Annotated in this window: 21 protein-coding genes; 11 read left to right on the top strand and 10 right to left on the bottom strand. The window is 39.9% G+C overall.

Going from position 1 to position 20,048, the window contains the following annotated elements:
* Positions 1–166: 166 nt before the first annotated feature.
* Together T8I65_RS14050 and T8I65_RS14045 are read left to right on the top strand one after the other, a co-directional pair.
* Positions 167–850: a response regulator transcription factor gene (locus T8I65_RS14050; protein WP_141878882.1), complete on the top strand. Its 684-nt coding sequence runs from the start codon at positions 167–169 to the stop codon at positions 848–850.
* A complete protein-coding gene (locus T8I65_RS14045; protein WP_322301186.1) occupies positions 850–1,929 on the top strand; it encodes a sensor histidine kinase in 1,080 nt (359 codons plus the stop codon). Before T8I65_RS14050 ends, T8I65_RS14045 begins: the two co-directional genes overlap by 1 nt.
* On the opposite strand, the gene T8I65_RS14040 is transcribed toward T8I65_RS14045, so the two are convergent.
* Positions 1,867–2,934 carry a glycosyltransferase family protein gene (locus tag T8I65_RS14040; RefSeq protein ID WP_322301185.1) on the bottom strand — a complete coding sequence of 356 codons (1,068 nt, stop codon included), beginning with the start codon at positions 2,932–2,934 and terminating at the stop codon, positions 1,867–1,869. The two genes, T8I65_RS14045 and T8I65_RS14040, sit on opposite strands and share 63 nt — an antisense overlap.
* A 65-nt stretch (positions 2,935–2,999) precedes the next feature.
* Between T8I65_RS14040 and trmB the strand changes: the two genes are divergently transcribed.
* The 7 genes from trmB (at position 3,000) to T8I65_RS14005 (ending at position 7,587) form a co-directional block, all read left to right on the top strand.
* Positions 3,000–3,674, top strand: a complete 675-nt coding sequence (gene trmB, locus T8I65_RS14035) for a tRNA (guanosine(46)-N7)-methyltransferase TrmB (protein WP_322301184.1) — start codon at positions 3,000–3,002, stop codon at positions 3,672–3,674.
* A gap of 6 nt (positions 3,675–3,680) precedes the next feature.
* Positions 3,681–4,304, top strand: coding sequence for a LysE family translocator (locus T8I65_RS14030; RefSeq protein WP_322301183.1), 624 nt, complete (start codon positions 3,681–3,683; stop codon positions 4,302–4,304).
* A 3-nt stretch (positions 4,305–4,307) separates the two neighbouring features.
* Positions 4,308–4,634, top strand: a complete 327-nt coding sequence (locus T8I65_RS14025) for an MGMT family protein (RefSeq protein ID WP_322301182.1) — start codon at positions 4,308–4,310, stop codon at positions 4,632–4,634.
* A gap of 142 nt (positions 4,635–4,776) precedes the next feature.
* Positions 4,777–5,910: an Mrp/NBP35 family ATP-binding protein gene (locus tag T8I65_RS14020; RefSeq protein WP_322301181.1), complete on the top strand. Its 1,134-nt coding sequence runs from the start codon at positions 4,777–4,779 to the stop codon at positions 5,908–5,910.
* Positions 5,911–6,165 (top strand): NifU family protein, encoded by a 255-nt coding sequence (locus tag T8I65_RS14015; RefSeq protein ID WP_141878875.1) that lies wholly within the window; start codon positions 5,911–5,913, stop codon positions 6,163–6,165. It abuts the gene before it with no gap.
* Between the two features lie 14 nt (positions 6,166–6,179).
* Positions 6,180–7,241, top strand: coding sequence for an NAD(P)/FAD-dependent oxidoreductase (locus T8I65_RS14010; protein ID WP_322301180.1), 1,062 nt, complete (start codon positions 6,180–6,182; stop codon positions 7,239–7,241).
* A gap of 10 nt (positions 7,242–7,251) precedes the next feature.
* Positions 7,252–7,587: a 2Fe-2S iron-sulfur cluster-binding protein gene (locus T8I65_RS14005; RefSeq protein ID WP_026914088.1), complete on the top strand. Its 336-nt coding sequence runs from the start codon at positions 7,252–7,254 to the stop codon at positions 7,585–7,587.
* Between the two features lie 52 nt (positions 7,588–7,639).
* On the opposite strand, the gene T8I65_RS14000 is transcribed toward T8I65_RS14005, so the two are convergent.
* The 7 genes from T8I65_RS14000 to rplM form a co-directional block, all read right to left on the bottom strand.
* Positions 7,640–8,425: a DUF3050 domain-containing protein gene (locus tag T8I65_RS14000; protein ID WP_322302804.1), complete on the bottom strand. Its 786-nt coding sequence runs from the start codon at positions 8,423–8,425 to the stop codon at positions 7,640–7,642.
* A gap of 436 nt (positions 8,426–8,861) precedes the next feature.
* A complete protein-coding gene (locus tag T8I65_RS13995; protein ID WP_322301179.1) occupies positions 8,862–10,037 on the bottom strand; it encodes an acyl-CoA dehydrogenase family protein in 1,176 nt (391 codons plus the stop codon).
* A 47-nt stretch (positions 10,038–10,084) separates the two neighbouring features.
* Positions 10,085–10,807, bottom strand: coding sequence for a tRNA1(Val) (adenine(37)-N6)-methyltransferase (locus tag T8I65_RS13990; RefSeq protein WP_322301178.1), 723 nt, complete (start codon positions 10,805–10,807; stop codon positions 10,085–10,087).
* A gap of 131 nt (positions 10,808–10,938) precedes the next feature.
* Positions 10,939–11,763, bottom strand: coding sequence for a translation elongation factor Ts (gene tsf, locus T8I65_RS13985; protein WP_322301177.1), 825 nt, complete (start codon positions 11,761–11,763; stop codon positions 10,939–10,941).
* 89 nt (positions 11,764–11,852) lie between these two features.
* Positions 11,853–12,749 carry a 30S ribosomal protein S2 gene (gene rpsB / locus T8I65_RS13980; RefSeq protein WP_322301176.1) on the bottom strand — a complete coding sequence of 299 codons (897 nt, stop codon included), beginning with the start codon at positions 12,747–12,749 and terminating at the stop codon, positions 11,853–11,855.
* Positions 12,750–12,915: 166 nt separating this feature from the next.
* Positions 12,916–13,302 carry a 30S ribosomal protein S9 gene (gene rpsI / locus T8I65_RS13975; RefSeq protein WP_322301175.1) on the bottom strand — a complete coding sequence of 129 codons (387 nt, stop codon included), beginning with the start codon at positions 13,300–13,302 and terminating at the stop codon, positions 12,916–12,918.
* Positions 13,302–13,757, bottom strand: a complete 456-nt coding sequence (gene rplM / locus T8I65_RS13970) for a 50S ribosomal protein L13 (RefSeq protein ID WP_141878868.1) — start codon at positions 13,755–13,757, stop codon at positions 13,302–13,304. The genes rpsI and rplM overlap by 1 nt, the downstream gene beginning before the upstream one ends.
* 348 nt (positions 13,758–14,105) lie before the next feature.
* Here rplM and T8I65_RS13965 point away from each other — a divergent pair, with 348 nt between their 5' ends.
* Positions 14,106–14,675 carry a lipocalin family protein gene (locus tag T8I65_RS13965; RefSeq protein ID WP_322301174.1) on the top strand — a complete coding sequence of 190 codons (570 nt, stop codon included), beginning with the start codon at positions 14,106–14,108 and terminating at the stop codon, positions 14,673–14,675.
* An 85-nt stretch (positions 14,676–14,760) separates the two neighbouring features.
* Here the strand turns inward: T8I65_RS13965 and polA are convergent, their stop codons facing one another.
* Entirely contained in the window at positions 14,761–17,586 is a 2,826-nt protein-coding gene (gene polA, locus T8I65_RS13960; RefSeq protein WP_322301173.1) for a DNA polymerase I, read from the bottom strand.
* 73 nt (positions 17,587–17,659) lie between these two features.
* Positions 17,660–18,634, bottom strand: a complete 975-nt coding sequence (locus T8I65_RS13955) for a N(4)-(beta-N-acetylglucosaminyl)-L-asparaginase (RefSeq protein WP_322301172.1) — start codon at positions 18,632–18,634, stop codon at positions 17,660–17,662.
* 147 nt (positions 18,635–18,781) lie between these two features.
* Between T8I65_RS13955 and T8I65_RS13950 the strand changes: the two genes are divergently transcribed.
* A complete protein-coding gene (locus tag T8I65_RS13950) occupies positions 18,782–20,008 on the top strand; it encodes a metallophosphoesterase (RefSeq protein ID WP_322301171.1) in 1,227 nt (408 codons plus the stop codon).
* Positions 20,009–20,048 lie beyond the last annotated feature (40 nt).

Below are 20,048 nucleotides of genomic sequence, written 5' to 3'. Positions count from 1 at the left end.
GCTATAAAATCTCGCTGCAAATAAACGGCAAGAAAGCCGCGACGATGTTACCTCAGATTTAACCCTTTGTCATTAAAGAGTTAGTTTAATGTTACCAATAGATTAACCTCAATGCTAATCCAAATTAATCCTTAATTTTATGGACTGTTAACCATAGTTATACACCATGAAGAAAAAAGACATTCAGATTTTACTAGTAGATGATGAGCCGGATATCCTGGAAATAGTAGGGTATAATCTCTCTTCGGAAGGTTACCAGGTGATCACTGCAGATAATGGTGCGAAAGCTGTTAAGCTTGCTCAAAAACATAAACCGCATCTTATTATTCTGGATGTCATGATGCCTGAAATGGATGGTATCGAAGCCTGTGAGCAAATAAGAAAGATTACAGATCTTGAGCATACGATCATTACATTCCTAACTGCAAGAGGAGAAGACTATTCGCAAATGGCAGGTTTTGATGCCGGAGCAGACGATTATATCACTAAACCTATTAAGCCAAAAGTTCTGGTAAGTAAGGTGAAGGCATTGTTAAGACGCTACCGAGATGAAGAGGCAGGTTCCAATATTGTAAAACTTTCCGGGATCACTATTAATCGTGATGAATATAAGATCGAACAGAATGGTGAAGAACGCAGTCTGCCCAGAAAAGAATTTGAGTTGTTATCTTTGTTAGCATCCAAACCGGGGAAAGTCTTTAAAAGAGAAGATATCCTTGACAAAGTATGGGGTAATGATATCGTAGTGGGAGGAAGAACTATAGACGTTCATATTCGTAAACTACGTGAAAAGATCGGTGACGATAAGATCAAAACCATCAAAGGTGTTGGGTACAAGTTTGTAGTTTAATGGCGCAACAATTTAAGAGGTCTTATAGATTTGCAATAAGGACTGCTTTATTTATCAGCCTCTTCCTTACCGCGATACTGGCGATATTCATCTTTCTGGATTTGCAGAACTGGTGGATCGCCCTTCTTATTTTTGCAGGCTTGTGCTACCTGTTCTCTTTTTTAATCATTCAGTATAGAGTAGAGCGTTTTATTTATCGCCGTATCAAGAAAGTGTATGATAATGTTTCACTTCTCGATTCCAAAACTTTAAGCCCTAACCAGATCACCACAGATATGTCCAGTCTTACTCGCGAGGTTAAGAAATTCGCCGAGGACAAAAAGCTGGAGATCGAGACCTTAAAGGTAAGAGAAGCTTACCGTAAGGAATTCATGGGGAATGTATCGCACGAGCTAAAAACTCCTCTTTTCACTGTTCAGGGTTATATCTTAACTCTAATAGATGGAGCCCATAAGGATAAGGTGATTCGTAAAAAATATCTTGCCCGTGCTAATAAAGGAGTAGAGCGACTTATTTATATCGTGAAAGATCTTGACATGATCACCAAGCTAGAAACCGGTGATCTACATCTCAAGTACGAGACTTTTGATATAATCGAATTAATACAGGCGTCTTTTGATCTATTGGAAATGAAAGCTGCCAAAAAAGATATAACACTCACATTTGATCTGGATTACTCAGAACCTATTCTCGTGAGAGCAGACAGAGAAAGAATTCAACAGGTTTTAACCAACCTGATCGTTAATTCCATCAAGTATGGAAAGAATGGTGGAACTACAGAGATTAGTATTGAGAATCTTATCAAAAATAAGGTTATCGTGAGGGTGACAGATAACGGGGAAGGTATTGCGAAAGAGAATATTCCACGTTTATTTGAAAGGTTCTATCGTGTGGACAAAAGTGGTTCAAGAAGAGAAGGAGGTTCAGGCCTCGGACTTTCAATTGTAAAGCACATTCTGGAAGCGCATGAGGAGAAGATCTATGTAGAAAGCGTCTTTGGTGTGGGAAGTGAATTTTCATTCACTCTCGAAAAACGCAAAGAGATTCCGGAGAACTCGGCCATCACCGAAATTACTTAGGCCGGTATAATTCTCAACTTCCTTCAGTTTTTCTAAGCTGAATTGATTTTGCGTACAGAAAGGAGCAATGCCCTGCCGTTCCAGTCTTTTTGCAAGATATTCCTGTTCTTCCTGTCCAGGTGTAGGAATAAAAAATGCTCTTTTTTCTAATTTTGCCAGATCCATCAGCGTGGTGTAACCTGATCTTGCAACGATGGTTTCACTACTGTTTATAGCTTCTTCCAGTTCTCTTCCGAAGAGATAATTACGAATATGTAGGTTCGGATTACTCGTACTAAGCTGTTTTTCTTCGGAAATTACTCCGCGTACCAACAATATACTGTCATTAGTATTACTGAAGCATTCGAGCAATTTTTCTTCAAGCAAGCTGCGCTGAGGTTCCGGACCGCTAAGCAGCAGCAGGTATTTGTATTTTGTTTCCAATGCACGCTTTTCAAATCTGCTCAAAGCACCGATATATTGGCATTGCTCGGGCAGATCTTTTACATGGCTCAGTTTCCCGCTTAAATTCCTTTCACTGGAATCATAATCCGGAATCCAGATCTGGTCGAAATTCTTCAAATGCTGCCTATTTATATAAGTAGACAGGAGGGTTGTGATGCCACTTAGAACATGGATTTGGTGAGTGATAAAAACATTTGTCTTCAGTTCATCGCTATAAACCCCAAACCGATTGTCGGAAATGATTCCTTCAATTTGATAATCTTTTATAATCTGCCTGGTCTGCTCATTTTCCGCAGCGATCGTATTTCGAATATGGCTGGTTTGTGCAATGATCTTCCAGTTAAGAAGCCAGCCTTTTTTTGCATAACGAATGTTATAACCGGGTAATTCGAGATGAATTAGGTCCGGAAATTCCTTTTTTAGTAATTGCAGTGCTGCACCATCTGAAGCCAGAATAGGTTCGTAATGTTCGTTTCGAAGCGCTTGAATAACAGGGGTACTGCGGGTGGCATGTCCCAATCCCCAATTCATCACAGCCACCAATATTCGTTTCTTGGACATATTCAAAACTATTCTTAGCCGCTCCTAAGCTAATTTCTTTAATTTTGCCAAAATATCAATTTTAAGTGGGAAGCAAGAATAAACTTAAACGTTTCAGAGAGAACGAGCAGTTCGAAAATGTAATTCAGCCGTCAAGAGAAGAACTTACGGAGAATGAATTTGCGTTAAAAGGAAACTGGTGCAAGGATTTTTTTAAGAATAACAATCCAATAGTTCTGGAACTCGGCTGTGGAAAAGGGGAATATACCGTAGAGCTGGCCAGGCAGAATCCAGATAAGAACTTTATAGGGGTGGATATAAAAGGAGCACGTTTCTGGCGCGGTGCTAAAACTGCCATCGAAGAAGGAATGGAGAATGTCGCTTTTATAAGAACGCAGATTGAACTGATAGAATATGTTTTTGCTTCCGCAGAAGTTAGTGAGATCTGGATCACATTTCCAGATCCACAAATAAAATATAAGCGTACAAAACATCGTTTGACTAATGCAGAGTTTTTAATTCGCTACAAGAATATTCTCAAAGTCGACGGACTCATGCACTTAAAAACAGATTCTGAATTCATGCATGGTTATACTCTAGGCTTATTACACGGGCAGGGTCAGGAGATCCTTTATGCTCATCACGATATTTATAGTAATGAATATTCTCCAAAAGCAGTAACCGGAATTCAAACTTTCTACGAAAAACAGTACCTTGAAAAAGGTAAACCTATTACCTATATTCAATTCCGGATTAAATAAGCATTATTGGAAGAAACGAAGATTTTCCTAATTACCTATTTTGCCGCCTTTATTGGTGTGGTGCCTCCAGGTTTGGTGAACATGACCGTGGCAAAGACCTGTGTGGAAAAAGGTAAAAAAAACGGACTTTACGTTGCCGTTGGGGCAGGTATCGTAGTATTTATACAGGCACTCATTGCGGTACTGCTTGCAGGTTATATTTTTGACCATCCTTTTGTGAAAAAGATGTTGCTGCGGGCGGGATTAGTGGTCTTCTGTATTCTGGCAGTGTATTTCTTCATTCAGGCACAGAAGAAGAAAAGAATTGACCCAAGTAAGCGAAAGGCGAATGCCAATAGTATCTATAAAGGAATGTTTATCGCTGCCTTAAACGTTTTTCCCATTCCTTATTTTGTTGCAATTGCAGGGGCAATGAATCTTAGCGGTGGTCTGGAATACGACTGGTCCTTAAATTCATCCTTTTCTATCGCCGCGTGTTTAGGAAGTTTTACAGCTTTGTATCTCTACGTAGTACTCTTTGATAAGATCGAAAAGAAAGCAGAGTCATTTGCTAAGTATTCCAATTATTTCATGGCAGCATTAATGGCAGTGCTTATCGTCATTGCCTTGGTAAGAATTCTGAATAATTAAAACTTGAAAGATAATTCCGGTTTTTTTGATAGGGTTTATGAAGTCTGCCGGCAGATTCCTGAAGGGCGGGTGACCTCTTACGGAGCTATTGCAAAATATCTTGGTGCAGCCCGAAGTGCAAGAATGGTAGGCTGGGCAATGAATAACTCTCATGACAAAAATGTTCCGGCCCATAGAGTAGTCAATAGAAACGGAGTGCTTTCCGGGAAACATCACTTCTCTGGAACCAACGCCATGCAACAACTTCTGGAAGCTGAAGGTGTTGAGGTAAAAGAGCTGCAGGTAGTCAATTTCAAGGAACTCTTCTGGGATCCTATGAAAGAGCTTTAACTGAATACAAATTACCATAAATTACTGCTATCCAGCTATCGATCTAATATTCCTAAATTCTTCGTATTCTTAGCTTTTACCTTTATATTTGCGTTTAGAATCAGTCTAATTAAGCTGTAAAAAATCTGATTAAAATCAGTCTATGAAATTGAACAGAAAAGAAATTTTATCCGCATTAGAAACTATTTCCGTAGCCGGCGAAGGCGCTAATATGGTTGAGAGTGGTGCGGTTCAAAATGTAATGACCTTTGGCGATGAAGTGGTAGTGGATCTTGTATTGAGTACACCGGCTCTTCATATTAAAAAGCGCGCAGAGGTTGATGTGATGAAAGCCATTCATGAAAAAGTTTATGAAAAGGCAAAAGTTAAAGTAAATATCAAGATCGAAGCTGCTGAAAAGAAGCCGGAGATCAAAGGGAAACAAATTCCCGGTATAAAAAATATAATTGCCGTGGCTTCTGGAAAAGGAGGCGTTGGTAAATCTACGGTCACTGCAAATCTTGCAGTTACCCTGGCAAAAATGGGATTCAAGGTAGGTATTCTGGATGCAGATATCTATGGTCCATCTACCCCAATCATGTTTGATGTGGAAGCTGAAAGACCCTTATCTGTTACAGTAGACGGGAAATCCAAAATGAAACCGGTAGAAAATCATGGAGTGAAGATCCTGTCTATAGGATTTTTTACCAAACCTAATCAGGCAGTAGTCTGGAGAGGACCTATGGCCGCGAAGGCATTGAATCAAATGATCTTTGATGCAGCATGGGGAGAACTGGATTTCATGTTGATCGATCTTCCGCCTGGAACTGGAGATATTCATTTATCCATAATGCAATCCTTACCTATCACCGGTTCTGTAATTGTAAGTACACCGCAGAACGTTGCTTTAGCCGATGCTAAGAAAGGAGTTGCGATGTTCCAGCAGGAAAGTATCAATGTTCCGGTACTTGGAATTGTTGAGAATATGGCCTATTTCACTCCGGAAGAACTTCCTGAAAATAAATATTATATCTTCGGAAAAGAAGGTGCTAAAAATCTGGCAGCAGATCTGGAAGTTCCATTCTTAGGAGAGATTCCGTTACTGCAAAGTCTTAGAGAATCCGGAGATATTGGAAGGCCGGCAGCTTTACAAACTGCCACTCCGTTGGAAAGCGCATTCGAGGAGATAACTCGTAATATGGTGCAGGAAACGGTGAACAGAAATAAAAATTTACCACCTACAGAAGCTATTAAGATCACAACGATGGCTGGATGTAGCGCGGTTAAGAAAAAATAAATGACAAGCGAAGAAGTTAAAATAAATGTTGAAAAGGCACTTGCCGAAATTCGTCCATTTCTTGAAAGCGATGGAGGGAACATTTCCCTCGTATCTATCGAAGAAAATGACCGTTTGGTAAAAGTACAGCTTGAAGGAGCTTGCGTTGGCTGTTCTGTTAATCAAATGACCCTGAAGAGTGGTGTGGAAATGACGATTAAGAAATATGTGCCCCAAATAGAAAAAGTGGTAAATATTGATCGATCTACCCTTTAAAATTTTGCTGAAGAATGATTAAAACTGATATGCTCATTATCGGTGCAGGTCCAACAGGATTATTTGCCGTTTTTGAAGCCGGACTCTTGAAGATGAAATGTCACCTGATCGATGCTCTTCCACAACCCGGGGGACAATGTTCAGAAATATACCCGAAAAAACCAATCTATGATATTCCTGGTTTCCCTGAAGTACTTGCAGGAGACCTGGTTGATAATCTTATGGAACAGATCAAACCTTTCGAACCTGGATTTACTTTAGGTGAGAGAGCAGAGATCATAGACAAACAGGAAGATGGAAGTTTTATCGTTACAACCAGTAAGGGTACAAAACATCATGCTCCGGTAGTAGTGATCGCTGGTGGTCTGGGGAGTTTTGAGCCTAGAAAACCACCAATTCCTTCTATCAAAGATTTTGAAGATAAAGGTGTTGCTTATATTATTCGTGATCCTGAAGTATATCGCGATCGCAAGGTAGTGATCGCCGGTGGTGGAGATTCAGCTTTGGACTGGAGTATCTTTTTATCAAATGTTGCTTCGGAAGTTTCTCTGGTGCATAGAAGAAAAGATTTCCGGGGAGCTTTAGATTCCGTAGAAAAAGTTGAAGAGCTTTCGAAAATTGGAAAGATAAATCTGATCACAGATGCTGAAGTTGTGGACCTTCAGGGAAAAGATGAACTTAATGCTGTAGTTATTAGGCATAAAGATGAAGCAAGAGGAGAAGAGATCAAAGAAGTAGATGATTTTATTCCACTTTTTGGACTGTCACCTAAACTTGGTCCAATTGGAGACTGGGGACTGGAAATAGAAAAAAATGCTATTAAGGTTGATAATACTTATGATTATCAAACGAACATTCCCGGGGTTTATGCCATTGGTGATGTAAATACCTATAAAGGAAAATTGAAGCTTATTCTTTGTGGTTTCCATGAAGCTGCGATCATGTGCCAGAGTGCTTACCAGCTAATTAACCCAGACAAGAAGTATGTGATGAAATATACTACTGTAAGTGGAGTTAGCGGTTTCGATGGAAGTAAGAAAGAAGCTAAAAGAGAAGTCGTAAAAAGTATAAATTAGAAGCAATTAAATGTCTGACGTTAAGATCACCATAATAGACCGTGAAGGCGAGGCTCATGTTATCGATGCCCCAACAGATATGAATATGAACCTTATGGAGGTTATTCGCTCTTACGAGCTCGCTCCTGAAGGCACCATTGGGATATGTGGTGGTATGGCGATGTGTGCTTCTTGCCAGTGTTATATGCTCAATTATCAGCATATGCTTCCGGAAATGAGTTACGAGGAGGAAGATATGCTGGATCAGGCATTTCATGTGGAAGATAATAGTAGGCTGAGTTGCCAGATACCTATAACAGATGAACTTGAAGGATTGGAGATTCGAATAGCTCCAACGACCGAATAACAAAAAAGCCTGAAGTTTTAACTTCAGGCTTTTTTTAATATTTATTCTAAACCTAAATGGTTTGTAACACTTTACGCTCTTCAATTTCAGCTTTGATACCGTCCCAGAATTCAAGTCTGCTTTTTAAAGACTTTTCAGCAACAGCTTTTACCTCCTTCCACTTTTTATCATCATTCCCGCACAATTGTTCAACCATTCTAAAGGCCATTGGACCATGCTCATCTTCATCCAGTTCGATATGACGATCAAAATAGTATTTGAACAGACTAAGATCTTCTTCAGGGAACTTTTGCTGTACTTTGCTAATGATTGAGGTAAACATATCTGGAATCAGACCTTCGCGTCCAAAGGTGAAAGCAGAAGCGATCTTATGTGGTTCCTGGCTATAAACTACTTCGAAAGTATGCTTCAGGAATTGTTTGATGCTTACTGGTAATTTGCTAGTCGCAATGATCAGGAAAATATCAGTGCCATGAGTTACCTGCATTAAAAGATCCTCGATTTTGGACTTGTTTGCACCCGCAGCGCTCATCGCATCCAGATACATTTCAAAATGGCTCTGGCGTTCTCCCTGCAAGTTGATATCGGTTTCCTCGGCGAGAACGATCTCATTGATCAGGTACCTTGTCTCCGGATCTCCTACCGGCAGCCACGGATTGGTGGTTTTAGTAAGTTTTTCCTGAAGAGCAGTTAGTAAAGACATGAAGTCCCATACGGCAAAAACATGATGTTCCATAAACAATTGCAGATGTTCAGGACTGTCGATCTTCTGGTAAAGTGAATGATTAATTAACTGGTTGGTTAGAGGTTTTAAACTTTCGTTTATCTCTTTAATCATCATAAGGTAATTTTCGTGCAAAGTTAAGAGCTAGCTCACATATTATAAAAACATTAGCCAGTTTTTACAGCTTGTTTAACTAAATCCTGTACTTAAATCTGTACTTTGAAATATGCTATTAAATGCAGTGCTAATCTTCTATTCCGAAAAATCTGTAGAGTATTTACAGGTGGACGGAGTGGTGGCTAAAAAGCCGAAACCTCTAAAATCAAAATGCTGCGAGAAATATAAAAAGGGCAAACGTTGCAAACGCTGCCCTTGTGTTGATTTGTTATAGGATTTTATTTTTTCAGCTTACCGGTATAGAATGTCACTTATAGCCGGACTGAGCTTGTCGAAGGCTAGTTCAATTTCAATGCGCTTCGACAAGCTCAGTGTAGCAATTCAAAGAAGAATACTTTAAAGCAAAAGCGCTTTGTATGTTTATATTGCCAGTTTAAAATGCAGCGTGTCCGGTAATATCCAGTCCGGTAATTAATAGATGAATATCATGAGTTCCTTCATAAGTAATTACACTTTCCAGGTTCATCATATGTCGCATAATGCTGTATTCACCGGTAATACCCATACCACCTAGGATTTGTCTGGATTCCCGGGCGATTTTGATCGCCATTTCAACATTATTCCTTTTTGCCATGGATATTTGGGCTGAGGTGGCTTTGCCTTCATTTTTCAGAGTTCCGAGTCTCCAGGCCATTAACTGTGCTTTGGTGATCTCAGTGATCATTTCAGCTAGCTTTTTTTGTTGTAATTGCTTTGCAGCAATAGGCACTCCAAACTGTTCTCTTTCCTTGGCATAACGCAATGCAGTATCGTAACAATCCATGGCAGCGCCAATAGCACCCCAGGCGATACCGTATCTGGCCGAATCAAGACAGCCAAGCGGAGCTCCCAATCCAGATTTATTTGGTAATAAATTTTCCTTGGGCACCTTTACGTTATCTAATATCAATTCTCCAGTGGCACTGGCTCTTAAAGACCATTTGTTATGAGTTTCAGGAGTGGTGAATCCTTCCATTCCACGCTCTACGATCAGCCCGTGTATACGTCCTTCTTCATTTTTAGCCCAGACTACGCCAATATCAGCAAATGGTGAGTTTGAGATCCACATTTTGGCACCATTTAATAAATAATGATTCCCCATATCCTTAAAGTTCGTGGTCATTCCTCCAGGATTTGAACCATGATCCGGTTCTGTAAGACCAAAACAGCCTACCATTTCTCCGGAAGCTAATTTTGGAAGATACTTTTTTCGTTGTTCTTCAGTTCCATATTGAAAAATTGGATACATCACCAGGGAAGATTGTACTGAAGCTGTAGATCTAATTCCGCTGTCTCCACGCTCAATTTCCTGCATGATCAATCCGTAGGAGATCTGGTCAAGTCCTGCACCGCCGTATTCTTCAGGAATGTAAGGTCCAAAAGCGCCAATTTCAGCAAGGCCTTTTAAAATCTGTTTCGGGAATGTGGCAGTTTGTGCTGCTTCCTCTATAATTGGGGAGACTTCTCTTTTTACAAATTCACGGGTAGCGTCGCGAACCATTTTATGTTCACTTGAGAGCAACTCGTCAATCTGGTAATAATCAGGAGCCTGGAATAGATCTGGTTTCATTGTGTAGTGTTTCTAACAAATGTAACCAAGTCTTTATTGAGAAGCAATTATAATTTCAGGTAGAAATCCTTTACCAGATTAGTGTATTCTGGAGTATAGTTATGTCTGGAAATTTCAATGATAAGATCTTCAATTTCGGCTGAAGTTTCCTCAAAGCTGAAGCTCATAAGACTTCTTTTTACGGGTGCTTCGGCATTTCCCTTTACTCTGGTGATTCTTGTAGGATATAATCTATGAGTCTGGGCAATCTTAATCGCAGTGTCCTCTTCAGAAAAAGGAATGATCATATCAAAGCGTCCGTTTTTAGATAGCAGGAGGGAGGCGCCTTCTAATAATTCGGCGAGAGGCAAAGCTTCAGCAAAACGGGCCTGATCTCGATGATCATCGCCTGTTTTATAATCTTCAGTATAAAAGGGAGGATTGGAAAGAATTAGATCGTAATGCTCTTCATCATGTATCTCTTCCACAAATTCATCAAATGCTGCATGATAACAGAATAAGCGGTCACCCCAGTCACTGTTTTCAAAATTATCAACAGCCTGTTCGTAAGCATTTTCTTCGATCTCAAGCGCATCAATAAGTTCCGCACCAGATCTTTGAGCCATCATCAGGGCAATAAGTCCGGTTCCTGTGCCAATATCGAGGATGCTTTCAGGTTGATGGGCAAGGGAAGACCAGGCGCCAAGAAGCACTCCGTCTGTTCCAATTTTCATGGCACAACGATCCTGTTCTATTGTAAAATGTTTGAATTTAAATGGCCTTGCAGTCATGAATGATGATTTTTAATTCAGTTGAAATTCTTCAGCTATGGTTACATTTCAGCTGAGCAGTCAAAAATATAAGTACAAAAAAAGAGGTTTTAAATACATAAAACCTCTTTTGATATAGTATTCAGAATAAATTATCCTAGAGCAACTCTTTCGAAAGCAACTACTTCAAGTTCGCTGTCTACAGACTTCACGTACTCAGCAACGCTCTGCTTGTTCTCTTTGATATAAGCCTGGTGAACCAAAGTGTTATCTTTAAAGAAACGCTGAAGTTTTCCCTGAGCGATCTTGTCAAGCATATTTTCTGGCTTTCCTTCCTGTCTCAAAGTATCTTTAGCGATCTCGATCTCTTTATCGATAGTTTCCTGATCAACTCCAGTTTCATTAAGAGCAACCGGGTTCATAGCAGCAGCTTGCATAGAAACGTTCTTCGCAGCTTCATCAGCTCCATCAACGCTTTTAGAAAGACCTGTAAGAACAGCAATCTTATTTCCAGCGTGGATGTAAGATCCTACGAAAGGAGCTTCAAGAGTTTTGAAAGCACCAATTTCGATCTTCTCACCAATTACACCAGTTTGTTCAGTAAGTTTTTCCTCTACAGTGATCCCTTTGTAATCAGCTTTAAGAAATTCCTCTTTAGAAGAATAGTTAAGAGCGATTGCAGCGAAATCGTTAGCCATTTTGATGAAATCATCATTCTTAGCAACGAAATCGGTCTCACAGTTCAGGGAAATGATAACACCTCTGGTATTTTCAGTATTCACCTGAGCAATTGCAGCACCTTCAGAAGAATCTCTGTCGGCTCTCTTTGCAGCTACTTTCTGACCTTTTTTACGAAGCAATTCGATTGCAGCGTCAAAATCACCATCAGCTTCCACTAATGCTTTCTTGCAGTCCATCATTCCTGCACCAGTAGCTTTTCTTAATTTATTTACTTCAGCGGCGGATATCTTAGCCATAATATTGTTTTTTTATTGAAAAAAGTCGTTTAGAAACTCACTATAAAGAAAGAAGCTAAACGACTTTTAGATTTTATGTAAACGTTATTTTATTCTTCTTCGTTAGATGATTTGGCTTTGTCTAAAGTTTCACTTTTAGATTCAAGCTTCACATCATTCTTAGCCTCTTTCATTGCCTTTTTGTCTTCGGCATCTTTAGAAGGAACTTCAGCTTTCTCTGCTTTTGGAGCAGCAGGTTTTGCTTTTTTCTCTTCTGAAGCATTAGAATCCTCTTTTTTCTTAGCTGGTTTCTCAGATTTTCTTTCTGAAAGACCTTTTACGATAGCGTCTGCAACGTAAGAAACAACTTTGCTAATGGATTTGGAAGCATCGTCATTAGATGGAATTAGATAATCAACCTCACGTGGATCTGAGTTGGTATCAACCATCGCAAAAATTGGAATGTTTAGTTTTTGTGCTTCTTTGATCGCAATGTGCTCACGTGTAGTATCTACAACGAAAAGCGCAGCTGGAAGTCTTGACATGTCTGAGATTGAACCTAAGTTCTTTTCTAGCTTAGCTCTAAGACGATCTACCTGTAAACGTTCTTTTTTAGAAAGAGAGTTAAAGGTTCCGTCTTTCTTCATTCTATCGATAGAAGCCATTTTCTTTACAGCTTTACGAATAGTAACGAAGTTTGTAAGCATACCACCAGGCCAACGCTCAGTGATATAAGGCATGTTAGCCTTTTCCGCCTGCTCAGCAACAATCTCTTTCGCTTGTTTCTTTGTAGCTACGAAAAGGATCTTTCTTCCGCTTGCTGCGATCTTTGCAAGAGCATCACCTGCTTCCTGCATTTTAGCAGCACTTTTATATAGGTTGATGATGTGGATCCCGTTACGTTCCATATAGATATATGGAGCCATATTTGGATTCCAACGTCTGGTTAAGTGTCCAAAATGAACACCAGCATCAAGTAATTCTTTTACTTCTACTTTGTTTGCCATTTTTGTAATAGTTTACGTTCTGTTGAGATAGCAACAACCAGGTGGCTACTTAAAAGTATGGCCCTGACTGTTTAGATGCTAAACTAACTTCTGCCCGGCATGAACAGAATAACAACAAAAAATTAATTTTTTTATGAACTCCCCGGAAAATATCCCGGTAATAATATTAACGTTTAGAGAACTGGAATTTCTTACGGGCTTTCTTCTGTCCGTATTTCTTACGTTCTACCATACGTGGATCTCTAGTAAGAAGACCTTCTGGCTTAAGTGCGCCATGATTTTCCTGGTCTAGCGCCACCATAGCTCTGGATAGTGCCAGACGGATTGCTTCAGCCTGTCCAGTGATACCTCCACCGTAAACGTTAATTTTAACGTCGAAGTTTCCTTCATTTTCGGTAAGCATCATTGGCTGGTTCACTTTATAAAGAAGTGGTCCAGTTGTGAAGTAATCTTTAAGGTCTTTCTTGTTTACGGTAATGTTTCCCTGTCCTTCTGAAACATATACACGGGCCACAGCAGTTTTTCTACGGCCAATTTTGTGAATTACCTCCATTACTTAACGTCGTTTAAGTTAATAGTTTTAGGTTTTTGAGCTTCGTGATCATGTTCAGATCCTACATAAACCTTTAAATTTCTGAATAGTTCTGCTCCAAGTTTGTTCTTAGGAAGCATCCCTTTAATTGACTTTTCTACTAGTCTCTCAGGACTTTTTTCGAAAAGTTCTGAAGCTGTCAGACTCTTTTGACCACCTGGATAACCTGTGTGACGGATGTACTCTTTCGCGTCCCATTTCTTTCCAGTTAAGTTGATTCCCTGCGCATTCAATACAATTACATTGTCTCCGCAATCAACATGTGGGGTGAAGTTAGGCTTGTGCTTTCCTCTAAGTAGATATGCTACTCTTGAAGCAAGACGACCTAAATTTTGTCCGTCAGCATCTACCACAACCCATTCTTTGGTTCTGGTGGCTTTGTTAGCCGATACTGTTTTGTAACTTAATGTGTCCACACCAATTGATTTTACTAATTATTAAACATTCCAATCCCGTTTACCCGAATCTCAATCGGGAAAACAGGGGTGCAAATGTACAATTATAAATTCATATAGCAAACAGCACTATTAAAATTTAATCTGACTTAAATCAGCTGGTTTTCAGTATGATAAATTCTAAGAATTTTAAGGCTTGATTCTTTCAAAGGATACCTCAAAACGTAAGTAACGGACTTCAATAATGAGTTTTGGATGCGTTTTAGATCGATAAAGTACTTTTTTGTGCGTTTAAAGTCAATTTTTGATGTTAAGGATTCCTTAATTTTTAACATTCTGCTGTATGTTTGTAATCCCTAAATATATATCATGAAACGAATAATGAATGTTAGAGTGTTTTGCTGGCTCCTACTCGCTGGACTTTTATCTCAAAGTTGTAGTAAAGAAGATATTTCTCAGGAATCTCAGTTAAAGATTAGTAACGCAACCACGGTTACTACCGCAGATATGGTTGGAAGCTGGGATCTAACGAAAATGATGGCAGATGTGGAAGTTGATCTCGACTCTACTCCGGGTGGGAGCAAAAATCTTCTGGATGAAACTGATTGTTTTAACACAATGAGTATAACATTTGATGCTAATGGTACGTTTGTAAGTAACAATGCCAGCATGAGTTTTGAATCTGGAGATGGAGATGACTTCTCCTGTTTAACAGATAGAATGGATTCTGGAACCTGGAATGTTGTGGATAATAAACTGATACTGAACATTAGTATCAATGGATCTGATTATACACATGAAAAAGCGATCGATCTTGGATCTGGAACTTTCGCTTTTGATGTTAGCAAAATTGAATCAGATCAATATGTAAATGATCCCGGTAATACGAGAGCTTCTGAAATCAGAATTTTGATGCTGGAGTATACCAAAGTGATTTAATAGTAAGAAGTAGTTTATAGTGTTAGTCAAAAAACCTCGTTAGTATTACTAAGGAGGTTTTTTAGTTAAGAATGTTTATTGTTTTCTAGTGAGCCTCCAACCAGTTCTGTCCAATTCCAATTTCTACATCTAACGGCACCTGCAGTTTGTAGGCATTCTCCATTTCTGTTCGAATCATGGTTTTCATCTCTTCCAGTTCTTCCTTGTGAGCGTCGAATACCAGTTCATCATGAACCTGTAACAGCATGCGTGTTTTATAGTTTCCAACCTTCAGTTTGTTATGAATATTGATCATGGCTAGTTTTATGATATCTGCTGCACTACCCTGGATTGGTGCATTCACCGCGTTTCTTTCTGCAGCACCACGTACCACCTGGTTTCTTGAATTGATATCTTTTAGATAGCGTCGGCGGCCTAGTACTGTACTTACATACCCATTCTGTCTTGCAAATTCTACCTGGTCTGCAATATAACTACTCAGTTTAGGATAGGTTTTATAATAGGTGTCGATCAAATCTTTTGCTTCACTACGGGAGAGAGAAGTTTGATTACTCAACCCAAAAGCTGAAACACCATAAATGATCCCAAAATTCACCGTTTTGGCGTTGCTTCGTTGTTCACGGGTAACTTCTTCCAATGGCACATTGAAAACCTTTGCAGCTGTGGAAGCGTGAATATCTTCACCTTCTTTAAACGCTTTGATCATATTCTCTTCATCACTTAAAGCGGCGATAATACGCAATTCGATCTGAGAGTAATCGGCGGCCAGCAGTACGAAGTTTTCATCTCTGGGAACGAATGCTTTTCTAACCTGTCTGCCCCGTTCTGTTCTTATAGGGATGTTCTGTAAATTCGGGTTATTGGAACTTAATCTTCCGGTAGCCGCAATAGTTTGTACATATTCGGTATGAACACGTCCGGTCGTTTTTTCTACCTGATTTGGTAGCGCATCCACGTAGGTGTTCTGTAGTTTTACGAGTCCGCGGTAATCCAGTACATGTTGAACGATTGGGTTCTCTTCAGCTAAAACAGAAAGTACGTCTTCACTGGTGCTGTACTGACCCGTTTTTGTTTTCCTAGGTTTCTTGGAAAGTTCCAGTTTTTCAAAAAGAATGATTCCCAGTTGTTTTGGTGAACTTATAAGGAATTCTTCTCCTGCTTCCTCGTAGATCTTCGTTTCCAGATCTTTAATATCATTGGTTAATGCTTCGGAAAGGGATTGCAGGTAATTTTCGTCCAGTTTGATTCCTTCCAGTTCCATATCTGCCAGTACTTCTACCAGCGGAATTTCAATTTCATTGAATAATTTTCTCGTGTTTGCATCTTCCAGTTCTTTCTCAAAAAGTGTTTTTAGCTGAAAAGTGATATCGGCGTCTTCTACTCCGTATTCAGTTTGAGATTTCAGATCCACATCACGCATGCTTTTTTGATTCTTACCTTTCTTTCCAATAAGTTCAGTAATCGGCTGCGGAGTATAATTAAGATAAGTTTCCGCCAGAACATCCATATTATGACGCATATCTGGATTGATAAGATAATGCGCGATCATAGTATCAAAGATCGGAGATTTCACCTCGATATTATATTTGTCCAGAACCTTGATATCGTATTTAAGATTCTGACCTATCTTTTCTATAGACTCATTTTCAAAGAAAGGACGTATTTTTTCTATCAATTCCTGTGCTTTCTCGCGTTCCTCCGGAAACGGAAGGTAATAACCTTTCCCGGCTTCCCAGGAAAAAGCGATTCCTACTAATTCTGCATCCAGTGGATTCAATCCAGTGGTTTCAGTGTCGAAACAAACACTTGTCTGCATAAGCAGTCGTTCGAAAAATAGCTTCTGTGCCATTTCTGTTTCAAGTAACTGGTAAAAATGCGGAGTATCAGCCAGATTTGTTCTTGATGATGTTCGTTCGATTTCTTCACTATCGCCACCAAATAATGAAAACTGTCCAGCCCCGGCAGTTTGCGCATTTTGGTTTGCTGAAGGCGAATTACTCACCTGTGTAGGGGTGGTCTCTTCCTCTCCTGAAAATAATTTCAGAAACTGATCTTTCAATCTTCTGAATTCAAGGTCTTCAAAGATCTCCTGTACCTTTTCACCATCGGGCATGGAAAGTTCGTAATCTTCAGCATGAAATTTTACATCACAGTCAACAAATATGGTAGCCAGTTTTTTGGATAATCGCCCTAATTCAGCGTTCTCGATGACCTTCTCCTTCATCTTTCCTTTAAGGTCATCGGTATTTGCCAGTAAACCTTCCATGCTTCCGTATTTCTTCAGAAACTTCTTGGCGGTCTTTTCACCAACTCCTGGAAGTCCCGGAATATTATCTACAGAGTCGCCCATCATTCCGAGGAAATCGATCACCTGCTCCGGGCGTTCCACCTCAAATTTCTTCTGAACTTCAGGTATTCCCCAGATCTCTATCCCATTACCCATTCTGGCAGGACGATACATGAAAATATTTTCTGAAACCAGCTGAGCGAAATCTTTGTCTGGCGTCACCATATATACTTTATAGTTTTCCTTTTCTGCCTGCTTGGCAAGAGTTCCAATGATATCATCTGCTTCCATTCCGGCACATTCCACCACTGGGATATGCATGGCGCGAAGAATTTCCTGGATCACAGGGATGGATTCACGTATAGGTTCAGGAGTTTCATCCCGGTTCGCTTTATAGTCTGAAAACATTTCAGTTCTGGCTTCACTACCATCCTTATCGAAACAAACCGCTAAATGATCTGGTTTTTCTCTTCTTATAACATCGAAAAGAGAATTTGTGAATCCCATGATCGCCGAAGTGTTGAAACCTTTGGAATTGATTCGAGGGTTTTTGATAAAAGCATAATATCCTCGGAAAATTAATGCGTATGCGTCCAGTAAAAAAAGGCGTTTTTGATCGGCCATTAGAAATGTTTAATAAAATTCGTGATTAGCTCAAAATTACAAAGATTATATCGTTCCGCAGAAAGATATAAAACTAAGAATCCAAATAAGAAGGGCTCAGGTTGTTGCTGCTAATTCCTTCATGAAACTTAGCATAACTGAAGCCTTTATGGATACAGTATGATCCAATTTCCCCGGCTTTGTTGAGTGCTACATAAGCGATCTGGAAATCTTTGTGATTTGGTGCTTTGCGAACAGTTCTCATGACCGCTTCCTTACAGGCATCCTGCGGAGACATTCCCTGTCGCATTAATTCCACGATCAGGAAACTCCCTACACTTTTCATAATTGCTTCGCCCATTCCGGTACCCACAGCTCCACCAATTTCGTTATCCAGGAAAAGACCTGCACCAATAATAGGAGAATCACCAACACGGCCATTCACCTTATAGGAAAGCCCGGAAGTTGTACAGGCTCCGGCGATATCACCCTTGTCGTCCATACATAGCATCCCGATGGTATCATGATTTTCAATATTTATAATAGGTTTGTACTCCTTGTGTTCCAGCCATTCTTTCCAGGCTTTTTCAGAGCTTTCGGTAAGTAGGTTCTTCTTTTTGAAACCCTGCTGAATGGCAAATTGCAAGGCACCTTCACCGGCAAGCATGACATGCGGAGTTTCTTCCATCACTTTTCTGGCAACCTGCACCGGATGTGCGATCTCCTTCAGGTAAACCACTGCGCCGGCGTCTCCGTCTGGTGACATGATGCAGGCGTCTAAAGTAACATTGCCGTCCCGGTCTGGCGCGCCGCCGTTACCAACGGTAGTATTCTTTAAATTGGCTTCTTCTACCATCACTCCCTGCTCCACAGCATCTAATGCGCTGGATCCATTTTCCAGCATTGCCCCAGCTTTTTTAGTTGCATTTTGAAAATTCCAGGTTGCGACCGCAACAGGTTTTGGTTTGGTGTTCATAGGTTCTAATATATTTTGAGGAAACAGGCTGGAACTAACACTAAGTGCTCCTAAGCTGATCCCGGTTTTCTGAAGAAATTGCCGACGTTTCATGATATTAATCTCTTGCTAAAGGTAATATTTCAAAACATGGTTTTAAAATAAAGAATAATAGAATGCTTTGATGAATTAGGAGCTTAAAGAATCGTTAATATGCAGGGGTTCGCTGCAATTACAATTATCTTCGCAAAAAACTACTTAATGCGCTGGTTGATTCTTGCCGTTATCTACATCATCGTAGATCTTTACGCTTTTCAGGCTTTACGGGTATTTTCAAAGAATGTTTGGGTAACCTCGTTCTATTTCCTGATTTCGATCATAGTAATTGCTAATCTTTTCTATCAATTTAACCAGCCCAATCCTAATGATGGTTTTGGAGGAGGTAGAGGCTACGCGATAGGTGTTTTTCTTGCATTCTTTGTAGCGAAAATTGTACTAGCCTTAGTTCTGCTAGGGGAGGATTTTCTAAGACTTCCATTTGCAGGTTTTCAAAAATTATTCGGCTCTTCGGAAAGTTTTTCCATTCCATCAAGAAGAAAATTTATAAGTACCGTTGCCTTGGGTCTTGCGGCAATTCCTTTTGCTGGTTTGTTGTATGGAATGGTAAAGGGGCGGTACAACTTTAGGGTGTTGCGATATACACTGTATTTTGATGATCTTCCCGAGTCTTTTGATGGTTATACCATTAGCCAGATTAGTGATGTGCATAGCGGAAGTTTTGATAATAAAGAAAAGATCCAGTATGGTGTTGATCTCTTAAAAGAGCAGGAAAGTGATCTGGTGGTTTTTACCGGAGACCTTGTGAATAATAAAGCTTCGGAAATGGAGAACTGGAAAGATGTATTCTCGCAGGTAAATGCCAGGGACGGTGTATATTCTATCCTCGGAAATCATGATTATGGAGATTATACGCAGTGGGAAAGTCCGGAAGCAAAAAAGAAGAATTTACAACGCCTGAAGGATACGCATGCAGAAATGGGCTGGAAGTTAATGCTGAATGAACACAGTCTTATTGAGAGAAACGGAGAAAAGATAGCGCTGGTTGGAGTAGAGAATTGGGGAATTGGCGGATTCAAAAAAGCCGGTGATCTTCAAAAAGCCGGAAACGGACTCTCCAGTAAAGATTTTAAAGTATTACTTAGCCACGATCCTTCTCACTGGGAAGAAGAGGTTAAGAAGGACGAAAAACATTATCATTTAACGCTTAGCGGCCATACTCACGGGATGCAATTTGGGATCGAGATCCCGGGTTGGTTAAAATGGAGTCCGGTGCAATATCGTTACAAGCACTGGGCTGGAATTTATGAAGAAGCAGGACGCTATATTAATGTAAATAGAGGCTTCGGATTTCTGGCATATCCTGGTAGAATAGGAATATGGCCTGAAATTAGCGTCATCGAACTGAAAAAAGGACCTAAACCAGCTTAATACAAAGAATTTCCTATATTTGATTATAGCTGGCGAACAC

It is taken from the genome of Christiangramia sp. OXR-203 (assembly GCF_034372165.1).
Taxonomy (GTDB): domain Bacteria; phylum Bacteroidota; class Bacteroidia; order Flavobacteriales; family Flavobacteriaceae; genus Christiangramia.
The sequence above is the reverse complement of the archived record's forward strand: the minus strand, read 5'-3'. Positions and strand labels throughout refer to the sequence as shown.